14 protein-coding genes are annotated in these 18,279 nt (G+C 71.1%); 7 read left to right on the top strand and 7 right to left on the bottom strand.

Going from position 1 to position 18,279, the window contains the following annotated elements:
- Positions 1–16 precede the first annotated feature (16 nt).
- The 5 genes from ACTOWY_RS05280 to ACTOWY_RS05260 all read left to right on the top strand — a co-directional run bounded on the left by ACTOWY_RS05280 (position 17) and on the right by ACTOWY_RS05260 (position 6,666).
- Entirely contained in the window at positions 17–805 is a 789-nt protein-coding gene (locus ACTOWY_RS05280) for an ESX secretion-associated protein EspG (protein WP_441308466.1), read from the top strand.
- A 263-nt stretch (positions 806–1,068) separates the two neighbouring features.
- A complete protein-coding gene (locus ACTOWY_RS05275) occupies positions 1,069–3,390 on the top strand; it encodes a chitinase C-terminal domain-containing protein (RefSeq protein ID WP_441308825.1) in 2,322 nt (773 codons plus the stop codon).
- 76 nt (positions 3,391–3,466) lie between these two features.
- Entirely contained in the window at positions 3,467–4,339 is an 873-nt protein-coding gene (locus ACTOWY_RS05270) for a DUF4429 domain-containing protein (protein WP_441308465.1), read from the top strand.
- A 76-nt stretch (positions 4,340–4,415) separates the two neighbouring features.
- Entirely contained in the window at positions 4,416–5,963 is a 1,548-nt protein-coding gene (gene dacB / locus ACTOWY_RS05265; RefSeq protein ID WP_441308464.1) for a D-alanyl-D-alanine carboxypeptidase/D-alanyl-D-alanine endopeptidase, read from the top strand.
- Positions 5,964–5,991: 28 nt separating this feature from the next.
- Complete coding sequence (locus ACTOWY_RS05260; protein ID WP_441308463.1) at positions 5,992–6,666, top strand: class I SAM-dependent methyltransferase; 675 nt, start codon at positions 5,992–5,994, stop codon at positions 6,664–6,666.
- On the opposite strand, the gene ACTOWY_RS05255 is transcribed toward ACTOWY_RS05260, so the two are convergent.
- Positions 6,663–7,469 carry a SigB/SigF/SigG family RNA polymerase sigma factor gene (locus ACTOWY_RS05255; RefSeq protein WP_441308462.1) on the bottom strand — a complete coding sequence of 269 codons (807 nt, stop codon included), beginning with the start codon at positions 7,467–7,469 and terminating at the stop codon, positions 6,663–6,665. The genes ACTOWY_RS05260 and ACTOWY_RS05255 overlap by 4 nt on opposite strands.
- Positions 7,466–7,897 (bottom strand): ATP-binding protein, encoded by a 432-nt coding sequence (locus tag ACTOWY_RS05250; protein WP_441308461.1) that lies wholly within the window; start codon positions 7,895–7,897, stop codon positions 7,466–7,468. The genes ACTOWY_RS05255 and ACTOWY_RS05250 overlap by 4 nt, the downstream gene beginning before the upstream one ends.
- Positions 7,898–8,097: 200 nt before the next feature.
- Between ACTOWY_RS05250 and ACTOWY_RS05245 the strand changes: the two genes are divergently transcribed.
- A complete protein-coding gene (locus ACTOWY_RS05245) occupies positions 8,098–9,156 on the top strand; it encodes a glycosyltransferase (protein WP_441308460.1) in 1,059 nt (352 codons plus the stop codon).
- A 6-nt stretch (positions 9,157–9,162) separates the two neighbouring features.
- Here the strand turns inward: ACTOWY_RS05245 and ACTOWY_RS05240 are convergent, their stop codons facing one another.
- Together ACTOWY_RS05240 and ACTOWY_RS05235 are read right to left on the bottom strand one after the other, a co-directional pair.
- A complete protein-coding gene (locus ACTOWY_RS05240) occupies positions 9,163–9,546 on the bottom strand; it encodes an STAS domain-containing protein (RefSeq protein ID WP_441308459.1) in 384 nt (127 codons plus the stop codon).
- Between the two features lie 271 nt (positions 9,547–9,817).
- Positions 9,818–12,133: a SulP family inorganic anion transporter gene (locus tag ACTOWY_RS05235; RefSeq protein WP_441308458.1), complete on the bottom strand. Its 2,316-nt coding sequence runs from the start codon at positions 12,131–12,133 to the stop codon at positions 9,818–9,820.
- 479 nt (positions 12,134–12,612) lie between these two features.
- Between ACTOWY_RS05235 and ACTOWY_RS05230 the strand changes: the two genes are divergently transcribed.
- Complete coding sequence (locus tag ACTOWY_RS05230; RefSeq protein WP_441308457.1) at positions 12,613–13,269, top strand: DedA family protein; 657 nt, start codon at positions 12,613–12,615, stop codon at positions 13,267–13,269.
- A gap of 1 nt (position 13,270) precedes the next feature.
- Here ACTOWY_RS05230 and ACTOWY_RS05225 read toward each other — a convergent pair whose 3' ends face one another.
- From ACTOWY_RS05225 to ACTOWY_RS05215, 3 genes are all read right to left on the bottom strand, one after another.
- Positions 13,271–16,396, bottom strand: coding sequence for a BTAD domain-containing putative transcriptional regulator (locus ACTOWY_RS05225; RefSeq protein WP_441308456.1), 3,126 nt, complete (start codon positions 16,394–16,396; stop codon positions 13,271–13,273).
- 54 nt (positions 16,397–16,450) lie between these two features.
- Positions 16,451–17,710: a nitric oxide synthase oxygenase gene (locus ACTOWY_RS05220; protein ID WP_441308455.1), complete on the bottom strand. Its 1,260-nt coding sequence runs from the start codon at positions 17,708–17,710 to the stop codon at positions 16,451–16,453.
- Between the two features lie 271 nt (positions 17,711–17,981).
- The gene (locus tag ACTOWY_RS05215) at positions 17,982–18,275 is read right to left on the bottom strand and encodes a hypothetical protein (RefSeq protein ID WP_441308454.1); all 294 of its coding nucleotides are present in this window, start codon (positions 18,273–18,275) and stop codon (positions 17,982–17,984) included.
- Between the last annotated feature and the right edge of the window lie 4 nt (positions 18,276–18,279).

The following is an 18,279-nucleotide window of genomic DNA, read 5'->3' as shown; positions in this document are numbered from 1 at the left end:
AACAGGGGGCGGATTCATGCTGCGCGCTCGCGTGGTGATCTCGGCGCTGGCCTATGACCTCGTCTGGGAGGCCGAGCGGCTCGGGGACCAGCACAACGCGTTGATCACCGATTCGCCGGGGAGCACCTGGGAGGAGCGGATCGAGGTCGCCAAGCGAGTGCTCGGGGAGTTGACCGCGGCCGGGCTGGCCGACGGCACGGACGTGCGCCCGGACCTGGTGGCCGCGCTTCGGCTGCTCGCCAGGCCACAGCGGGAGGTCTACGGCTGGTTCTCCCCGGACGCCCAGGCGCCGCCGGTGGGGGTGCTCGCCGCGACGGCCGGAACCGACGCGGTGCTGGCGATTTTGCACGACGGCTGGCTGACCCTCGAACCGGTGGACCCCGACCGGCTTCCCGAGGCGGTGGCCCGGCTGCTGCCGGAGTGCCCGCCGCTGCGCACTCCGGTACTCAGCTTCCCGCAGGAGGAACAGGCGGGCCGGTCCACCGCCGAGGGTCCGGTGCTGCGCCCGGCTGGTGGCCCGCGAGGACATGCGGCGACCGCGGAGCGTGCGCGGCGGCTGTTCGCGCAATCGAAGCTGGGCGCGGGCCAGTTCCGGGTAGCCAGCCGGACTCCGCGTGGTTCTCGCGAGATCGCGGAGTTCCCCTTGGACTACGTCGACACCGCGGCCGGCCGGTATCTCAGCGGTCGGCAGCGCGGTCCGGACGGGGCGGTGTGGAGCCTGGTCCTGCCCGGCGGTCCGCGGGAACTCACCGACCGCCTGCGCGCGCAGTTCGCCGGGCCGCTGGTTCGCTTGCTCCCTGCCTGACCAGGGCCTGAGAGCGCGACCATCGGGCAACCGGTCGCATTCCGTGCCGCCAACCGGGCCAGTCCTTCTCTTCGGCGAATCCCAGTGGTCCAGACCTATTGACGGCCATGGTCTAAACCTCTTACCTTTCGGGCACCCTGCACCACTGTGTGACCCCGCACACCCGCGCACACAGCCGCCTCCGCCGCCGCTTTCCCTGGAGGTGAATCGTGATCAGGAAGGTGCCGATTTTCGCTGCCCTGGTTGCCTTGCTGGCCAGTTTGATGTTCGTCGTGGGGCAGAGCCCGGAGTCGCGGGCCGAAGTGCCGGACACCGCGGCCAACGAGGACTGCCGTCCCGACGGGCTCTACCGCACGCCGAATGTGAACGTGCCCTACTGCCTGGCCTATGACGCCGAGGGCAGGGAGAAGATGGGGGCTGATCACCCGCGCCGGATCATCGGCTACTTCACCAGCTGGCGTACCGGCAAGAACGGGCAGCCCGCCTACCTGGCCAAGGACATTCCCTGGACCAAGGTCACCCACCTCAACTACGCCTTCGCGCACATCGGCGCGGACAACAAGGCGTCGGTCGGGGCCGCCGGGGCAGGCAACCCCTCGATCGGGATGGAATGGCCGGGGGTCACCGGGGCGGAGATGGATCCGTCCTTGCCCTACAAGGGGCATTTCAACCTGCTCAACAAGTACAAGAAGCAGTTCCCTGACGTGAAGTCGCTGATCTCCATCGGTGGCTGGGCGGAGACCGGCGGGTTCATCGACGACAACGGCAACCGGGTCGCCAGCGGTGGTTTCTACACCATGACCGACAGCCAGTCGACCATCAACACCTTCGCCGACTCGGTGGTGGATCTGGTGCGCCGCTACGGTTTCAACGGCGCGGACATCGACTACGAGTACGCGACCTCGATGCCGAACTCGGGCAATCCGCTGGACTTCTCCTTCTCCAACCCGCGCCGGGCCAAGCTGATGGCCGGGTACAACGCGCTGATGAAGACCCTGCGGGAGAAGCTGGACGCGGCCAGTGCCGCGGACGGCAAGTACTACCTGCTGACCGTGGCCGCGCCCTCCTCCGGCTACATGCTGCGCGGCATGGAGACCTACCAGGTCCTGCAGTACCTGGACTACGTCAACGTGATGTCCTATGACCTGCACGGGGCGTGGAACCACTTCGTCGGGCCCAACGCCTCGCTCCTCGACGACGGCAAGGACGCCGAACTGGCCGCGGCCAACGTCTACAGCACACCGCAGTACGGCGGGATCGGTTACCTCAACGGGGACTGGTCCTACCACTACTTCCGCGGCGCCATGCAGGCCGGGCGGATCAACCTCGGCGTGCCCTACTATACCCGCGGCTGGCGCGGCGTGAGCGGTGGCACCAACGGGTTGTGGGGCAAGGCCGCGTTGCCGGACCAGAGCAAGTGCCCGGCCGGCACCGGGGGTTCGGTCGGGTCGACCACGCCGTGCGGCAATGGCGCGGTGGGCGCGGACAACATCTGGCACGACCTGGACACCGCGAACAAGGAGATCCCGGCGGGCTCGAACCCGTTGTGGCACGCCAAGAACCTCCAGGACGGCAAGCTCGGCAGCTATGCCGCGCAGTACGGGCTGACCCCGGCGACCGACCCGGATGACGCGATCACCGGGACCTACGTCCGCAACTACGACAACGGGCTGGTCGCGCCCTGGCTGTGGAACGAGCAGAAGAAGGTGTTCCTGTCCACAGAGGACGAAGTGTCCATCGCGGCCAAGGCGCAGTACGTGCTCGACCGCGGGCTGGGCGGCATCATGATCTGGGAGCTGGCGGGCGACTACGCCAAGGACACCGCCAAGAACGAGTACTTCATGGGCTCGACCCTGACCACCACGCTGTACGACAAGTTCCGCACCGGCGCGGCCTACGGCAACCGCAAGGCCAAGCACACCACCCCGGCGGAAACCCTTGACGTGTCAGTGGATCTGGGTCAGTTCCCGGTCGGCGACGCGAACTACCCGATCAGCCCCAAGGCGAAGATCACCAACAACTCCGCGGTGACCATCCCTGGCGGGGCCGATCTCCAGTTCGACTACGGCACCTCGGCGCCCGCCAACATCCAGCAGCAGTCCGGCTGGACCCTGGCGGTGACCCGGACCGACCACAGTGGACCGAACATCGGTGGCCTCAAGGGCGATCTGCACCGGATCTCGTTGAAGCTGCCCAGCTGGCAGAGCCTGGCGCCGGGCGCGAGCGCGGAGGTGGCGATCGTCTACTACCTGCCGATCACCAACCCGTCCAACCTCACGCTGACCTTCGGCGGCAAGACCTACGGGCTCAAGCAGGACCACGCGCGTGGCGCGGGTGGCACCCCGACCACGACCAGCACCAGCACGACCACGAGCACCACGACCAGCACCACCGGCACCACGACCACGACCACCACCCCGCCGCCGACGTGTTCGGTGGCGGCCTGGGCAGGCGGCTCGACCTACACCCAGGGCAACGAGGTCTCGCACAAGGGCAAGAAGTGGCGGGCCAAGTGGTGGACCAAGGGCGAGGAGCCCGGCAGCACCGGCGAATGGGGGGTGTGGCAGGACCTCGGCGCCTGCTGAACCACCGGGTGAGCTGAGTGTGCGGGGCGGTCCGGGTGTGCCACCGGGCCGCCCCGCCGCACGCTAGATTCCGGTGGTGACTTACGGGTTGGAGCTGGCGGGGGACAACGCCACCTGGTTCTTCGAGACCGGGCACCTCCGGATCGTCTACCGCGGTGGACTGCGGGCCAGCGGACTGCTCAAGAAACTCGGCGAGCGGACCGTGCCGGATCTCGCCATCGCCGACGTCGCGGTCACCGCCGACCGCAAGACCACCACCCTGCAACTGCGGCTACGCCCCGGCGCCTGCCCCTACCTGGAGGCCGCCGGCGGTCAGCTGCCCGACCGCGGCGATCCGTACCGGCTGGTCGTGCCCGCGTCCAACCGCGACCTGGCCGAGCACTACGGCGAGGACATCCGCACCCGCGTCTCGCTCAACCCCGACGCCGGCCTGCCCGCGCCGCGATTCCTGCTCGCCGCCCCCGCCGTGCCCTGCCGCATCCGCGGCTACGACAGCAACGTCAGCTTCGACGGCCGGGTGGTGCTGTTCGAGCCGATCGCAGGCGAGGCGCACCCGCAGAAGCTGGTCGCCGGACCGCGGAGTGTGCCGATCGGCTCGGTGCTCGGCCTGGACTGGGCCACCCCCGCCGGTGGCGGCGGGCACCTGCGGCTGCGCACCACCGACGCGCCGGAGTACAGCCTCGGCCCGGAGGTCGACCCGTGCGCGGTGACCTTCGGCCTCGGCGCCGGCATGACCGCCGAATCCCTGCCCTTCGCCGCCGCCGTGCTGGCCGCGCTCCCCGAGGCCCAGGCGGAACTGCCCGCGGGCGCACCGGCCGGGGCGAGCCTGGCCGCTATCGCCGAGGAGGTGGTGGGCGCGATCCGCAAGCTCGGCGAACTGCGTGACCTCGGCCTGCTCACCGAGGCCGAGTTCAGCGCGAAGAAGGCCGAGCTGCTCGGCCGGTTGTAGCAGGCGGGAGCGCCGTTCGGGGGAAAAGCGGGCCGGACGCATTGCCTCACCGCGGGATCGGGGCCAGGTTCACCGCATGCCACGACCACGCCTGCTCGCCATCCTGTGCGCCACCGCGCTGCTCGGTGGGCTCGTCACCGGCAGCGCCGCCGCGGGCGACGATCCGAGCATCCAGTCGCTGACCACCGACCTGGACCAGATCCTGGCCGACCCCCGGCTGGCCGGTGCGGGCGCCGGAGTCGTGGTGCGTTCGGTGGACAGCGGCCAGGTGCTCTACCGGCGCGGCGGCGCGGACCGGCTGCAACCGGCCTCCAACGCGAAACTGCTGACCTCCGCGGCCGCCCTGGAGGTCCTCGGCCCCGACCACCGCTTCACCACCAGCGTCCTGGCCGACAGCTCGCTGCGCGGCAACGTCCTGCACGGCGACCTCTACCTGCGTGGCAGTGGTGACCCCACCACCCTGGCCGCCGACTACGACGCGCTGGCCCAACGCATCGCCGACACCGGGATCAAGGTGGTCACCGGCAAGGTGGTGGCCGACGACTCCGCCTTCGACCCGGTCCGCCTCGGCGTCAGCTGGGCCTGGGACGACGAGCCGTTCTACTACTCCGCCCAGGTCGGCGCGCTCACCGTGGCCCCGGACACCGACTACGACGCGGGCACCGTGATCGTCCGGGTCCGCCCGGCCGCGGCAGGCCAGAAACCGGCCATCGAACTGTCCCCGCCAACCTCGGTCATCACCATCGACAACCGGGCCACCACCGGCGCCCCCGGCTCGGCGAGCAGCATCGCGGTGGAACGTCAGCACGGGACCAACACCGTCGTGATCACCGGATCCGCGCCCGCCAACGGGAATCCGAGCGCGCATTTCTCCACTGTGGACGATCCGGCCCGCTACGCCGCCGACGTTTTCCGGGCCGCGCTGACCCGCCGCGGCATCCAGGTCCTGGACCCCAAGCTGGGCACCGGCGTCACCCCGGCGCACTTCACCGAACTCGCCGCGCACCGCTCCATGCCCCTGTCGCAGCTGCTGGTGCCGTTCATGAAGCTCAGCAACAACGGCCACGCCGAGATCCTGGTCAAGGCCATGGGCAAAGCCGTGCACGGCAAGGGCACCTGGGCCGACGGCATCCGCGCGATGACCCCGAAACTGGCCGCGCTGGGCCTGCCCGCCAACGCCTACCGGCTGGTCGACGGCTCCGGACTGTCCAGAATGGACATGGTCAGCGCGGACCAGCTCACCGCCCTGCTCGCCGCCGCCCGCACCCGCCCCTGGTACCCGGTCTGGCACCACTCGCTGCCGGTGGCAGGCCACCCGGACCGAATGGTCGGCGGCACCCTGCGCACCCGGCTGCGCGGCACCCCCGCCGAGGGCAGGATCCGGGCCAAGACCGGCTCGCTGACCGCGGTGAGCGCGCTGTCCGGGTACGCCACCGGCGCCGACGGCAAGGACCTGGCCTTCGCCGTGGTCACCAACAACGTGCTCAGCGGCACCAAGGACCTGGAGGACCGGATCGCGCTGCGCCTGGCCATGCACCCGGCCGGTCCGGCCGCCCGCTCCATCCCCCTGGAACCACCGGCCGGGGACCCGTGGCTGGAATGCTCCTGGCGCAAAGCCTGCTGAGCGGCCCGGGTAGGTCCACACTCGGGGTATGGGCATTCCGCGCGACTACGACGACAACCCGGATCGCTACCGGCGGGGGATGACCGCCTCGCCGGGCGCGCCGGACCTGTACGCGCTGCTCGCCGCCGAACTACCCGCCGGCGCCGCGGTGCTGGACCTGGGCTGCGCCGAAGGCGTGCTCAGCCACGCCGTCACCGCCCGCGGCGACGGTCCGCGCCTGGTCGTGGGCCTGGACCGGTCGGCGACCATGCTGCGCGCGCACCCCGGCCCCGCGGTGCGCGGCTGCGTCACCGCGCTGCCCTTCGGCGACGGCAGCTTCGACGTGGTGGTGGCCGTCAACTGCCTCTGCCACCTGGGAGATCCGCGCCCGGCCCTGCGCGAGGCCCGCCGGGTGCTGGTCCAGGGCGGCCTGTTCCTGGCCGCGACCATCGCGCACACCGACTCACCCGAACTGGCCGCGGTGTGGCGGCCCGGCCGCACCGCCTTCGACGCCGAACAGGCGCCCGAGCTGGTCCGTACGGTCTTCCCCGACGTCGAGATCCGGCCATGGGACGAGCCCATGGTCCACTTGCCGGACACCCGCGCGGTGCGCGACTACCTGGTGGCCCGGCTGATGCCGCCGACCGAGGCCGAGATCAGCGCGCGCTGGGTCGAGGTCCCACTGACCGTGACCAAGCGGGGCGCGCTGATCCTGGCTCGTTAACCAGACTCCTCGTCCATCAGCTTCTCCCGCAGCGTGGCCAGGGTGCGGCCGAGCAGCCGGGAGACGTGCATCTGCGAGATGCCCACCCGGTCGGCGATCTGGGTCTGCGTCATGTTGCCGAAGAACCGCAGCACCACGATGGTCCGCTCCCGCTCCGGCAACTGGGCCAGCAGCGGCTGCAGCGACTCCCGGTACTCGACCTCGGCCAGACCCTCGTCCTCCTCGCCGAGCGCGTCGCCGAGGGACACCGAATCGTCGTCGGCGATGAGCAGGTCGTCCAGGGAGGCGCTGCGATAGGCGTTGGTGGCCTCCAGTCCCTCGTAGACCTCCTCGCGGGTCAATCCGAGGTGCCCGGCGATCTCACTGGGCGTCGGCGCGCGTCCGAGCCGCTGGGACAGCTCGCTGGTGGCCGCGCTGATCGACAGGTGCAGCTCCTTGAGCCGCCGGGGCACCCGCACCGCCCAGCTGGCGTCCCGGAAGTGCCTGCGCACCTCGCCCATCACGGTGGGCACCGCGAAGGACAGGAAGTCCACCCCGCGTTCGGCGTCGAACCGGTCCACCGCGTTGATCAGGCCCAGGGTGGCGACCTGGGTCAGGTCTTCCTGGGGTTCGCCGCGCTGGCTGAACCGGCGCGCGATGTGCTTGGCCACCGGCAGGTACCCGGTGACCAGCTGGTCGCGCAACCGCTGCCGGCCCGGATCCTCCGCTGGCAGCGCGGCCAGCTCGCTGAACAGCGGCTTGAGGTGGTCGTATCGGCCGGAGTCGCCGGAACCCGGCTCGGCCGCGTTGTCGGCCTGGGTCACCCGCCCACCACCGAGTTGCTCCTCTTCGCCAGCTCGATCCGGACCAGGTGGAAACCGCCCTGGGCCGGTTCGACGCTGGCCTGCACCGAGTCGGCGAGCGTGCTCAGCACCTGCCAGCCGAAGGAGTCCTTGCGCGGCAACGCCTCCGAGGCCGACAGCACCCCGGCGCGCACCGTGATCTCCCCGGCGCCCGGCCGGAACTCGCAGCTCAGCACCACTCCGGGCGCGGCGAGGCGGACCAGGGTCGAGCAGACCTCGTCCACCGCCAGCTTGAGGTCGGCGATCGCGTCCAGGTCGAAGTCCTCGCGCATGGCGAGGTCGGCGGCGACCGCGCGTACCGCGGAGATCTGCACCGCGGTGGCGGCGATGCGCACCTCCACCGGGGGAATGGCCGGTTCGGAAGTCGAATCGGGCTGCGACACGGTCACCTCGACATCTCGGCAAAGCAGTGGTGGGACGCGAACACGCTACGACATCTGGACATTCATCACCTCGGCTGGCTCGACAAGCATGGACATACCCCGGCGCGGAACGCGCCAACCCTGGACGATTCGCCGCGATGCCACCCGGTTTGGCGACCGGTTTAGCGACCGGGCGGTTCGAGAACCCCGGGGGTGGAGGTGCTCTGATGAGGATCGCGATGGTGTCCGACCCGACCGTCTCCGACCAGGATCCCCAGGTGACCCGGCTCGCCGCCGGGCTGACCGGGGCTGGTCACCGGGTCACCGTGTACACCCGTTCGGACCGGGAAACGCTGCCGATGGGCGAGTTCACCGAGTTCCTCGCCCGCCGCTTCCGGCAGCGGCCGCCGGACCTGGTGCACGCGCACTGCTGGACCGCCGGACTGGCCGCGCTGACCGCCGCAGGCGGCACCGGCGCGCCGCTGGTGCAGACCTACCACGGCCTCGGCGAGGCGGGCGGCGATCGCCACACGATCGAGCGGTTGCTGGGCCGCCGGGTCAGCCTGGTGCTGGCCGGGGCCACCGAGGAACGGGACCGGCTGGTGCGGATGGGTGTGCCCAGGGGCCGGATCTCGGTGGTGCCCAACGGAATCGACCTGCAGCGCTTCCATCCCGACGGCGAGGTGGCCGCGCGCGGCGCCCGGCACCGGCTGCTCGGCCTCGGCCAGGTGCGCGCGGCCGACGGCTTCGACCGGCTCATCGAGGTGCTGCCCATGCTGCCGGACACCGAACTCGTGCTGGCAATCCCGTCCGACCGGTCCACAGTGGACGGAAACGAGCTGAGTGGCCTGCGGGAACTGGCGCAGGCCCGTGGCGTGGCCGACCGGGTGCATCTGCTCGGCCCGGTCACCGCCCGCGCGCTGCCCGCCCTGCTGCGCTCCGCGGACGCGCTGATGTGTTTGCCCCGCAACGGTTCCAGTGGTTCGCAGGCGCTGGCCGCGATGGCCTGCGGCACCGCCGTGATCACCACCGCCGGTGGCGAGGTGGCCGACACCGTGGTGCACGGGGTGACCGGCTTGCACGTGCGTCCGGAGGATCCGCGCGGGCTGGCCAAGGAGTTGCGCGCCTTCCTGGCCGATCCGGCCATGGTCGAGGCGTGCGGGGCGGCCGGACGGGACCGGGTCAGTGCCCGCTACTCCTGGGACCGGGTGGTCGCCGACACCGACCGGATCTATGAGCGGATCGTCTCCGCCGCGGCCATCCCGCAACAGCGGCGCGGCCGGTGAGCGCGCTCAGGCCAGCGCGCCGTCGAGGGTCTGGTGGATGTCGAAGACCTCGCCGAGCCCGGTGGCGTGCAACGGCCTGGTCACCGCGTGCGTGGCGCAGACCAGCCGCAGCTCGGCGTCCTGGCTGTGCACCACCTGGCGGGCCTCCACCAGCGCGGCCAGGCCGCTGGAGCCGAGGAAGCTGACCCCGGACAGGTCCAGCACCAGGCGGCGGCAGGTCGCGTCCACCTCGGCGCCGAGCAGTTCCTGGAAGGCCGGGGTGGAGGACATGTCCAGCTCGCCGACCACGGTGATCACCACGATGCCGCCGGGGCGGTGCGCGGCGGTGGCATCGGCCACCTCGGACCCGGGCAGGTCCACCGGAAGTGTGTCCTGGATGTACTCGGTCACGGCGCCTCCTCCTGCCCCACTCGCGTGAATCGCTGCGTCGAGCCGCATCGGCAAGGCGGGTAGTGCGGTATCCGGCGACTGGGCTGGGCCCATGCGCCGACACGGCCATTTGGCCGTAGCCCCACCCACCGTAGAGACGCCGTGCACGAGTGACAACCGCCCCAGGTAGGTGACCGTGCGTATCCGGACCGCGGTCCCGCCGCTGACCTGCGGAGGGTGCCGATCCGGCGAATTTCGCGGAACTCGTCACCCTCCGCCGTCATCATCGGCGCTAGGTGGTCGCGCCGGAGGTGATCGGGGTGAGCCGTCCGGACTGCTGGTCCACCAGGTACAGCCGCGGGCCCGCGATGTCGAAGAACATGCCGACCAGGTTCAGCCGCCCGTCCTGCACGGCCTCCCGCACCAGCGGGAAGGTGAGCAGGTTGTCCAGCTGTTGCACCACGTTGGCCACGCTGAGCCGGTCGTGCACGGCCAGTCCGGCGTCCTCGTCCACGGCGTGGAAGCGGATCAGGCTGGGCTGGATGTGCCGCAGCCACTCGGCCAGCCGGGAGCCGGAGCGGACCCCGCCGGACAGGCCGGCCTTCATCGCGCCGCAGTCGGAATGCCCGCACACCACGATGCTGGCCACCTTGAGCACGTCCACCGCGTACTCCACGGCCGCGCCCACCGAGGCGTCCTCGGGTCCCTCGTCGTGCCGGGGCACCAGGTTGCCGATGTTGCGCAGGGTGAACAGGTCGCCCGGACCACTGGTGGTGATCAGGTTGGGCACCACCCTGGAGTCCGCGCAGGTGACGAAGAGCTGCCGCGGGCTCTGTCCGTTGGCGGCCAGTTCGGCGAAGAAGGGCCGGGCCAGCGGCGCGCAGCTGCGCTCGAACTCGTGCATGCCCAGCAGCAGCGAGTCGTCCAGGGCCATGGATTCGTTACGCGGCAACGGGATCGCCGAGACCGCGGGGTCCTCGCCGTCCCGGTGCTGCCACACCGACCAGGGCGCGAACCAGCGCAGCAGCGGGCCGGGCAGCGAGCGGCGCTGTTCCGGGCGGCTGTCCTGGGCGCGGTGGTACCAGGTGTCCCGGTCCTCGCTCACCGTGACCGTGCCGCCCAGGCGTTCGTGCGTGCGGCACCAGCCGTGGATGGCCTCGTAGGCGGCGTGGTCCAGGTAGTCCACGTGCAGGGTGAGCAGCACCTCGGCCCGTTCCGGCACCCGGCGCAGCTCGCTGGTCAGCCGGGCCACGCCGAGGAAGACCAGCGATCCGCGCACGGTGACCGACCACCGGCTGTCCTCCTCGGCCGGTTCGCTCACCCGGATCGTGGCGTGCGTCAGCCGGTAGAGGGCGAGGGCGAGCGCGAGCAGGATGCCCAGCGTGACGCCCTGCACCAGGTCCAGGAAGACCACGCCGCCGAAGGTGATGGCGTACACCGGGAACTCGCGGTGCCGCCACAGTTCGCGCATGTGCGTGAGCCGGACCAGCTGCACGCCGGAGACCACCAGCACCGCGGCCAGCGCCGCGAGGGGGATCTGCTCCAGGAGCCCGGCCAGCAGCAGCACGAAGGCGGCCACCCACAGTCCGTGCAGGATGGTCGAGGCCCGGCTGCGCGCGCCGGCGGCGACGTTGGCAGAGGAGCGCACGATGCCGCCGGCGATGGGCAGTCCGCCGAGCGCGCCGGAGGCCATGTTGGCCACACCCTGGGCGACCAGTTCGCGGTCCAGGTCGGCGCGCGGGCCGGTGTGCAGCCGGTCCACCGCGACCGCCGACAGCAGTGATTCGACACTGGCCACCGCGGCGACCAGCAGCACCGACAACACGATCCCGCTGGGTGTGCCTGCGGGCAGCGCGGGCAGGGTGAAGGCGGATAGGGGCGCGTCCGGCAGGTTCACCCTGGGCAGGGTCAGCTCGAAGATCGAGGCCACCGCGGTCGCCGCGGTCACCGCGACCAGCGCGGCGGGCACCAGGCGCACCTTGGGCAGGCGCGGCCACAGCAGCAGCACGGCGATGGCGACCAGGCCGACGGCGAAGGCGGCGTCGTGGTGCGCGCCGATCTGGGCTGGCAGGTCGCGCAGGTTGGCCAGCACCGAGGTCTGTGGCTGACCGCCGAGCACCACGTGCAGCTGGCTGATCGCGATGACCACGCCGATCCCGGCGAGCAGCCCGTGCACGACGGCAGGGGAGAGGGACAGGGCGGCCCGGCCGACCTTGGACAGGCCCAGCAGCAGTTGCAACAACCCCGCGGCGATGGTGATCCCGGCGGTGGCGGCGAATCCGTACTGGTGGACGAGCCCGGCGACGATGACGGTCAGACCGGTGGCGGCCCCGCTGATCTGGAGCGGGGACCCGCTGAGCGAGCCGGCGACCACTCCGCCGACGACGGCGGCGATCAGGCCTGCCATCAGCGGGGCGCCGGAGGCGGCGGCGATGCCGAGGGAGAGCGGCACGGCGGTGAGCAGGACGACGAGTGAGGCGGGCAGATCGTGGCGGAGCAGGCTGACCAGGCGGTTCTTCCCGGATAGGCCGGGCGGTGAGTGGACCGGCGGCCGGCTCGAGGTGGTGTGCTCGCTGCTGCGGTGCCGGGGACGGGGTGCGCTGATCATGGCGCGGTGAACCTCCGATGGATGTGCGGTATCGCGTGCCGCCGCGGACTGCGGACCACGCGCGTCAGCCCCGGGCACACGGACCCGGTGCGGTGGGGGGAGACGGATTTACGGCCTGCGCGTCAGCGCCGACGCGCGAGCGGACATCAGCGGCAGGTTCGCCAAGCCCAAGCGGGCGCGGGTAACGGCTCGGCGCACCGAGTCCTTGCCATGCGCGACCTCCGACTGATGATCAACACGGGGGAAGTTATCCGAGTTTTCCGCCGCTGTGTCCATCGTCACATGCCTGGTGATCTTCTTGTAGACCCGTCAACCAGTCGGGAGCGGAAGTTCACACCCCTCGGGGACAACCCCTGACCCGCTGGTCACCACCCTTAGACGAAAGTCAGGGGCCGGATAACCGGAAGTCCGGGACGCCGGTGTGTCCGGTTCTGAAAGACTTGCCCCGCATCCACACCACACGAGGGGACAAGAAAGCCATGGGGTTCATCACCGAGGCGCTGGAGTCGATCGCCGGCCTGCCCAAGCCCGCCGTCCTGATCGCCACCGGCCTGCTCACCTTCGGCGAGTGCGCCATCGGCCTGGGCTTCATCGTCCCCGGCGACACCGGCCTGCTGGTCGCCGCGACCACGGTCAAGACGGTGCCGTTCTTCCTGACCATGTGGGTGGTCATGACCATCTGCGCCGCCGCGGGCGACTCGGTCGGCTACCTGCTGGGCCGCAAGTTCGGCGTCAAACTGAGAAACACCAAACTGGTGGCCAAGATGGGCGCCGACAACTGGGACAAGGCAACGGACCTGATCCGCCGCCGAGGAGCCTGGGCGGTCTTCTTCGCCCGCTTCCTCCCGGTGGTCCGCACCCTGACCCCGGCCGCCGCCGGCACCTCCGGCCTGGCCTACCGCAAGTTCCTGCCCGCCTCGATCATCGGCGCCACCCTGTGGTCCCTGCTGCACATCGGCATCGGCGCGGGCCTGGGCGAGGCCGCCAAGCGCGTCGAGGGCATCCTCGGCACGGCGAGCTGGGTCCTGCTGGCGGTGCTCGCGATCGTGATCGTGACCCTGGTGCTGCGCAAGCGCGCCAAGAACAAGGCCGAGGCCGCCGCGACTCCGGAACCGCAGCTGGAAGCCGCGAACTGAACTAGCTCTCCCGCTCCGCCTCGGCGATGCGAGCCAGCACCTCCAGGGTGCGCTCCTCGCCGGGGCGGTGCCCGGTTTCCCGGTGACTGGCAAGGGCTTTGGCCGCCTGTGACCTGGCTTCGGCCAGCTCGCCGAGATCGAGGCTGATCCGGGCCAGCGAGGTGTGCGCCTGCCCGATCCGGACCCCGTAACCGACCTCGGCGGCCAGCGCGAGCGCGGCTTGGGCGTGCGCCAGCGCGATCTCCGGCGCACCCATGGCCTGGTGCGTGTCGGCCAGCCCGAGCAACGCCTCGACCTCGTACAGCGCCAACCCGGTGTCCTGGCTCAGCTCCCGTGCCCGCTGGTGGTTGGCGATCGCCTGATGGAACCGCCCGCGTTTGGCCGCGACCACCGCCTGCACGTTGTGGCCCTGCGCCAGCTCCTTGCGGTCGGCCGCGGATTCGGCCTGGGCCAGCGCCGTGCCTGCCAGCTCCTCAGCGCGGTCCAGCTCGTCCAGATCGGCCCGCACCAGGGCGAGCCCGACGAGGGTGTTGATCCCGCCGTACCGGCCGCCCATCCGGTCCAGGAGCGTCATCGTCTCCTCCAGCCAGGTCAGCGCCCCGTCAAGATCGCCCAGTTCGCGCAGGACATAGCCGATGTTGTTGTACAGCACCATTTCCGAGTTGACCAGGCCGTGACTGCGGGCGATCTCCAGCGCCCGCAGGTAGCACTCCCGCGCCTGGGCCAGGTGCCCCAGTTCCCGCAGTGTCACCCCGAAGTTGCTCAGCAATGGCACCTGCCGGAACTCATCGCCCAGCTCGGTGAGCATCGCCAGCGCCTCCCGGTAGCAGGCGATCGCCTGCCGGTGCGCCCGCCGGTCCACGTGGTTGATGCCCAGGTTCGCGATCACATTGGCCAGCCGCACCTGCTCCGGGCTGCCCGCCAGTCCTGCCCTGGCCAGCTCCAGGTGCTTGATCGAGGTGCCCTGCTGGCCGAGGAACCAGTGCAGCACCCCAAGTCCATGGTTCAGAAAGGCTTGTGCGACCGGATCGCCCAGCCTGGTCGCGCAGCGCAGACCGACGGTCGCCGTGATCAGCCAGTCGCCGAGCATCCTGGTGTGCTGGAAGTAGCCGCGCAGGGTGTCGGCCAGCCGCCAGCCACATCGGTCCCGGCCTTCATCCGCCGCCCGCAGCACCCCGGCCACCAGGTTTGGCCGCTCCACGTCGAACCAGTGCCGGGCGGCGAGGTGATCGGGAAAGCCGCTCGGCCCGGTGCCAGGCGGGGGATCGCCGAGGTCGACCCTGGCCACCTCCCGGTACAGCAGCTCGGTGGCCCGGTCCGCGCCGAAGAGGTAGAAGTCGAACCAGCGCTCGAAAGCCGCCGCCCTGGACTCTGCCGATTCCTCGGCGTGGCAACGGTCTTCGGCGTAGAGCCGGATCAGATCGTGCAACTGGAACCGGCCATCGTCCTGCCGCTGCACCAGATTCGCTTTGGCCAGTTCCTCCAGCAAGACCCCGGCCCGCCGCTCCGGCACCCCGATCAGCGCCGCCGCGGAGCCCGCGGTGAAATCCGGTCCCGGCACCAGCCCCAGGAACCGGAACAACCGCTGGTGCTCCGCGGACAGCGTCCGGTAGGAGCGGTCGAACGCCTGCTGGACCGCGGCCTCCCGGTCCCCGTCAATGGCCAGGGCGGCCAGCCGGTTCCCTCCCCGCATCTGCCGGACCTGGTGCGCCAGGCTGACCCCTGGCATGTCGGCCAGGTTCGCCGCCACGATCCGCAACGCCAGTGGCAGGTGCGCGCACAACCGGGCCAGCTCGTCCAGCGCCGCGGGCTCGTCATCGCCGAGGATCCCGGCCAGCAGCCCGTGCGAGTCCTCATGCCGCAGCACGTCCACCGACACCGGCGTGCCCACCCCCGGCAGCTCGTGCCGACTGGTCACCAGCGCCGCGCACCCCGGTTCGGCCGGCAGCAGCGGCAGCACCTGCTCCGCCGCCGAGGCGTTGTCCAGCAACACCAGCACCCGCCGCCCGCGCAGCACCGCCCGGAACAACTCCGCCTGCTGCTCCTGCTCCAGCGGGATCTGCGCCGGTGGCACGCCCAGTCCGCGCAGGAACCGGGCCAGCACGTCGGTCGGCCGCAGGGCCGCCTCGGTGGCGTAGCCGTGCAGGTTGACATGCAGTTGCCCGTCCGGGAAGTCCGCGCGCAGCCGGTGGCCGACGCGCACCGCGAGCGCGGTCTTGCCCACCCCCGGCGGACCGGAGACCAGCACCGGGCCGCCGCGGCGGAGTTCCGCGGCGATGCGCAGGCCCAGGCGGTCGCGGCCGACGAAGTCACCGATGTCCGGCGGGAGTTGACAGACCGGCTGCCAGGCCGGGAGCGCGGTTGTCAGCACGGTGGGCGCGGTCAGTTCCGGGTCGTTGGTCAGCACGGACTGGCGGAGGTCGCGCAGCCGCGGGCTGGGCTCGACGCCGAGTTCCTGGCGCAGCACGTCCGCGGCGCGCTGGTAGGTCTCCAGGGCTTCGGCCTGGCGCTGGGTGCGGTAGAGGGCGAGCATCAGCTGCCGCCAGAACTCCTCGCGCAGCGGGTGTTCGGCTGTCGCCTTCCACAGATCGGGGACCAGCGGTTCGTGCCTGCCCAGGGCCAGTTCGGCGTCGAAGCGCAGGGCGAGGGCGTCCAGGCGTTCGGTGTCGAGCGGGTCGGCGTAGTCCCGGCGCAGCGCGGGCGAGGCGATGTCGGCCAGCGCCGGGCCGCGCCACAGCGCCAGCGCGGACTGCACGATCGCGGTGCGTTCGGCCAGGTCGGCGGTCTGCCGGGCGGCGGCCAGCAGCTGCCGGAAGCGGTGCGCGTCCGCGGTCTCCGGCGCGACCTCCAGACGGTAGCCGCCGGCCACGGTGCTGATCAGCTCCGCGCCCAGCAGCCTGCGCAGCCTGCGCACATAGGTTTGCAGGGCGCCGCGCGGATGTGCGGGACGATCTTCGTCATCCCACAGGTAGCCGACCAGCTCCGTGGCCTCGACCCGTTGCCCGGCCCGCAACACCAGGCACGCCAGGAGTGTTCGATGTTTTGCCGCCTCCACCGGCGCGGACCGTCCGGACAGGACGATCTCCACCGGTCCGAGCAGGCGGAATTCCACGCCGCGACCAGCCATTCTTGCCCCCCTTTGTAGTCCTTTCGGACCACACCCGGGAGAAAGGCTAGCTGGTCAGCCGCTCAGCCGTCGCCGAAAAGCGGCAAACAGCCCACGCCGGGCCGCGGCCGCCACATCGGGTGCGGCCGGGAACCGGTGCGGGGCGCCGTGCTGACCGCGCTGGGCCGCGTCCGGGTCCAGCACGAACTCCGGGCGCAGGTGCTGGGTCTCGTAGTAGCGGTGGAAGACCGGGGTCAGCGAGCCGGACATCGGCGGCACGATCCAGCTCCAGTCCGCGGGGCACTGCCGCCCCGCCTTCTCCTCCTTCTGGATGTGGGTGAGGAAGCGCTCGGACTCGGTGTGGTGGTCGGTGATGGTCACCCCGGCCGAGGCGTAGGAGTGCAGCACCGCCCGGTTGATCTCCACCAGCGCGCGGTCCCGCCACAGCGTGGCCTCCGAGCTGGTGTCCAGGCCCAGGCGCTCGCCGATCTCGGGGAGCATGTCGTAGCGGTCGGCGTCGGCGAGGTTGCGCGCGCCGATCTCGGTGCCCATGTACCAGCCGTTGAACGGGGCGGCCGGGTAGGAGACGCCACCGATGGACAGCCGCATGTTGCTGATCGCGGGCACCGCGTGCCAGCGCAGGCTGAGGTCGGTGAACCAGGGCAGGTCGGGGTGTTCGAGCGGGATCTCCATGACCACGTCCCTGGGCACCGGGAACAGCCGGACGCCCTCGTGCGCGGTCTCCACGGCCAGCGGCAGCAGGTCGAACGGGCTGCGCTGGGTCGGCGGCCGCCAGCCGAGTTCGGTCACCGCGTCGGTGAGCCCGGCGTAGCGCGGGTCGCCGACCACGTTGCCGAAGGCGTCCCGGTAGCCGGCGTAGCGGACGAGTTGCTCGTTCCAGATGCACGGGCCGGGCTGCTCGGGGGTGTCCGGCGCGAACACGGTCATGACGGGCCGGACCCGGCCCGCGTTGGTGGCCAGGCGCAGGTGCTCCACGCACTCGGCGGCGATGTCCGCGGCGTCCCGGACATGCCGCAGGTCGCGCACGGTCAGGCTGCGCCAGTACAGGCGGCCGATGCACCGGGCGCTGTTGCGCCAGGCGACCCGCGCGCCGAAGCCGAGTTCGTCGGGAGTGTGCAGGTAGGTGCCGCGCAGGGCGATCTCGGCACGGACGGCGGACAACCGGGGCTCCACCGGCCCGGCCTGCGGGTTCTCCTCGTGGAAGAGCCGGAGGAACTCCTCCGCCTCATCCACGTCGACACCCGCACCCCCACCCACCCGAGCCCCCGTACCCTGGGGCGCCCCGTGGGAGACGGGGCAGACCAGAGGGGCCATCGGTCGCTCGCTGAGGGTAGTCACGGCGCGGAAACTTAACCCGGCAAACATGTCACCGGTGACCGCCAGATGGGCCACGAGCTGCGGTTTGGCGTAGCACACTATCGAGGAATCTAGTTACGGAGAGTGTGTTACTTGACCGGTGCGGGGCGGGGCTTGAGGGACTGTCAGGGTGGTGCGGGGTGGGTCTGGACACGAGAAACGGGTTGTCTCGCCGCCGCCGAGACAACCCGTTCTGCGCGCTCTGACTGCTACCCGTGCCTGAGGAAACTCAGACTTTGCCTGGGAAGACGATGTCGTTCGTGTGCGCTGGTGGGGCAGGGAAGGTGATGTCCGCGTCCGTGGACTTGGCGCCCGACTGTGCCGGACTTGGGAACGTGATGTCCGCGTCCCGCTCGTCCGTGGGCTTCGGCCCCGGTCGGCTCGGGCTCGGGAAGGTGATGTCGAGCGTCGTGTCACGGTCTGGCGCGGCCACATGCGTCGAATAGGTATCGGTGGATTGAGCCGCGCCGTCAGCGAGTGGAACAATTCCCGCGTAAAGTGTCATCAGAAGGGCAACGAACATGCCT

The sequence above is a fragment of the Crossiella sp. CA198 genome, from assembly GCF_052078295.1.
Taxonomy (GTDB): domain Bacteria; phylum Actinomycetota; class Actinomycetes; order Mycobacteriales; family Pseudonocardiaceae; genus Crossiella.
This window is presented reverse-complemented; position numbering and strand designations above follow the sequence as displayed.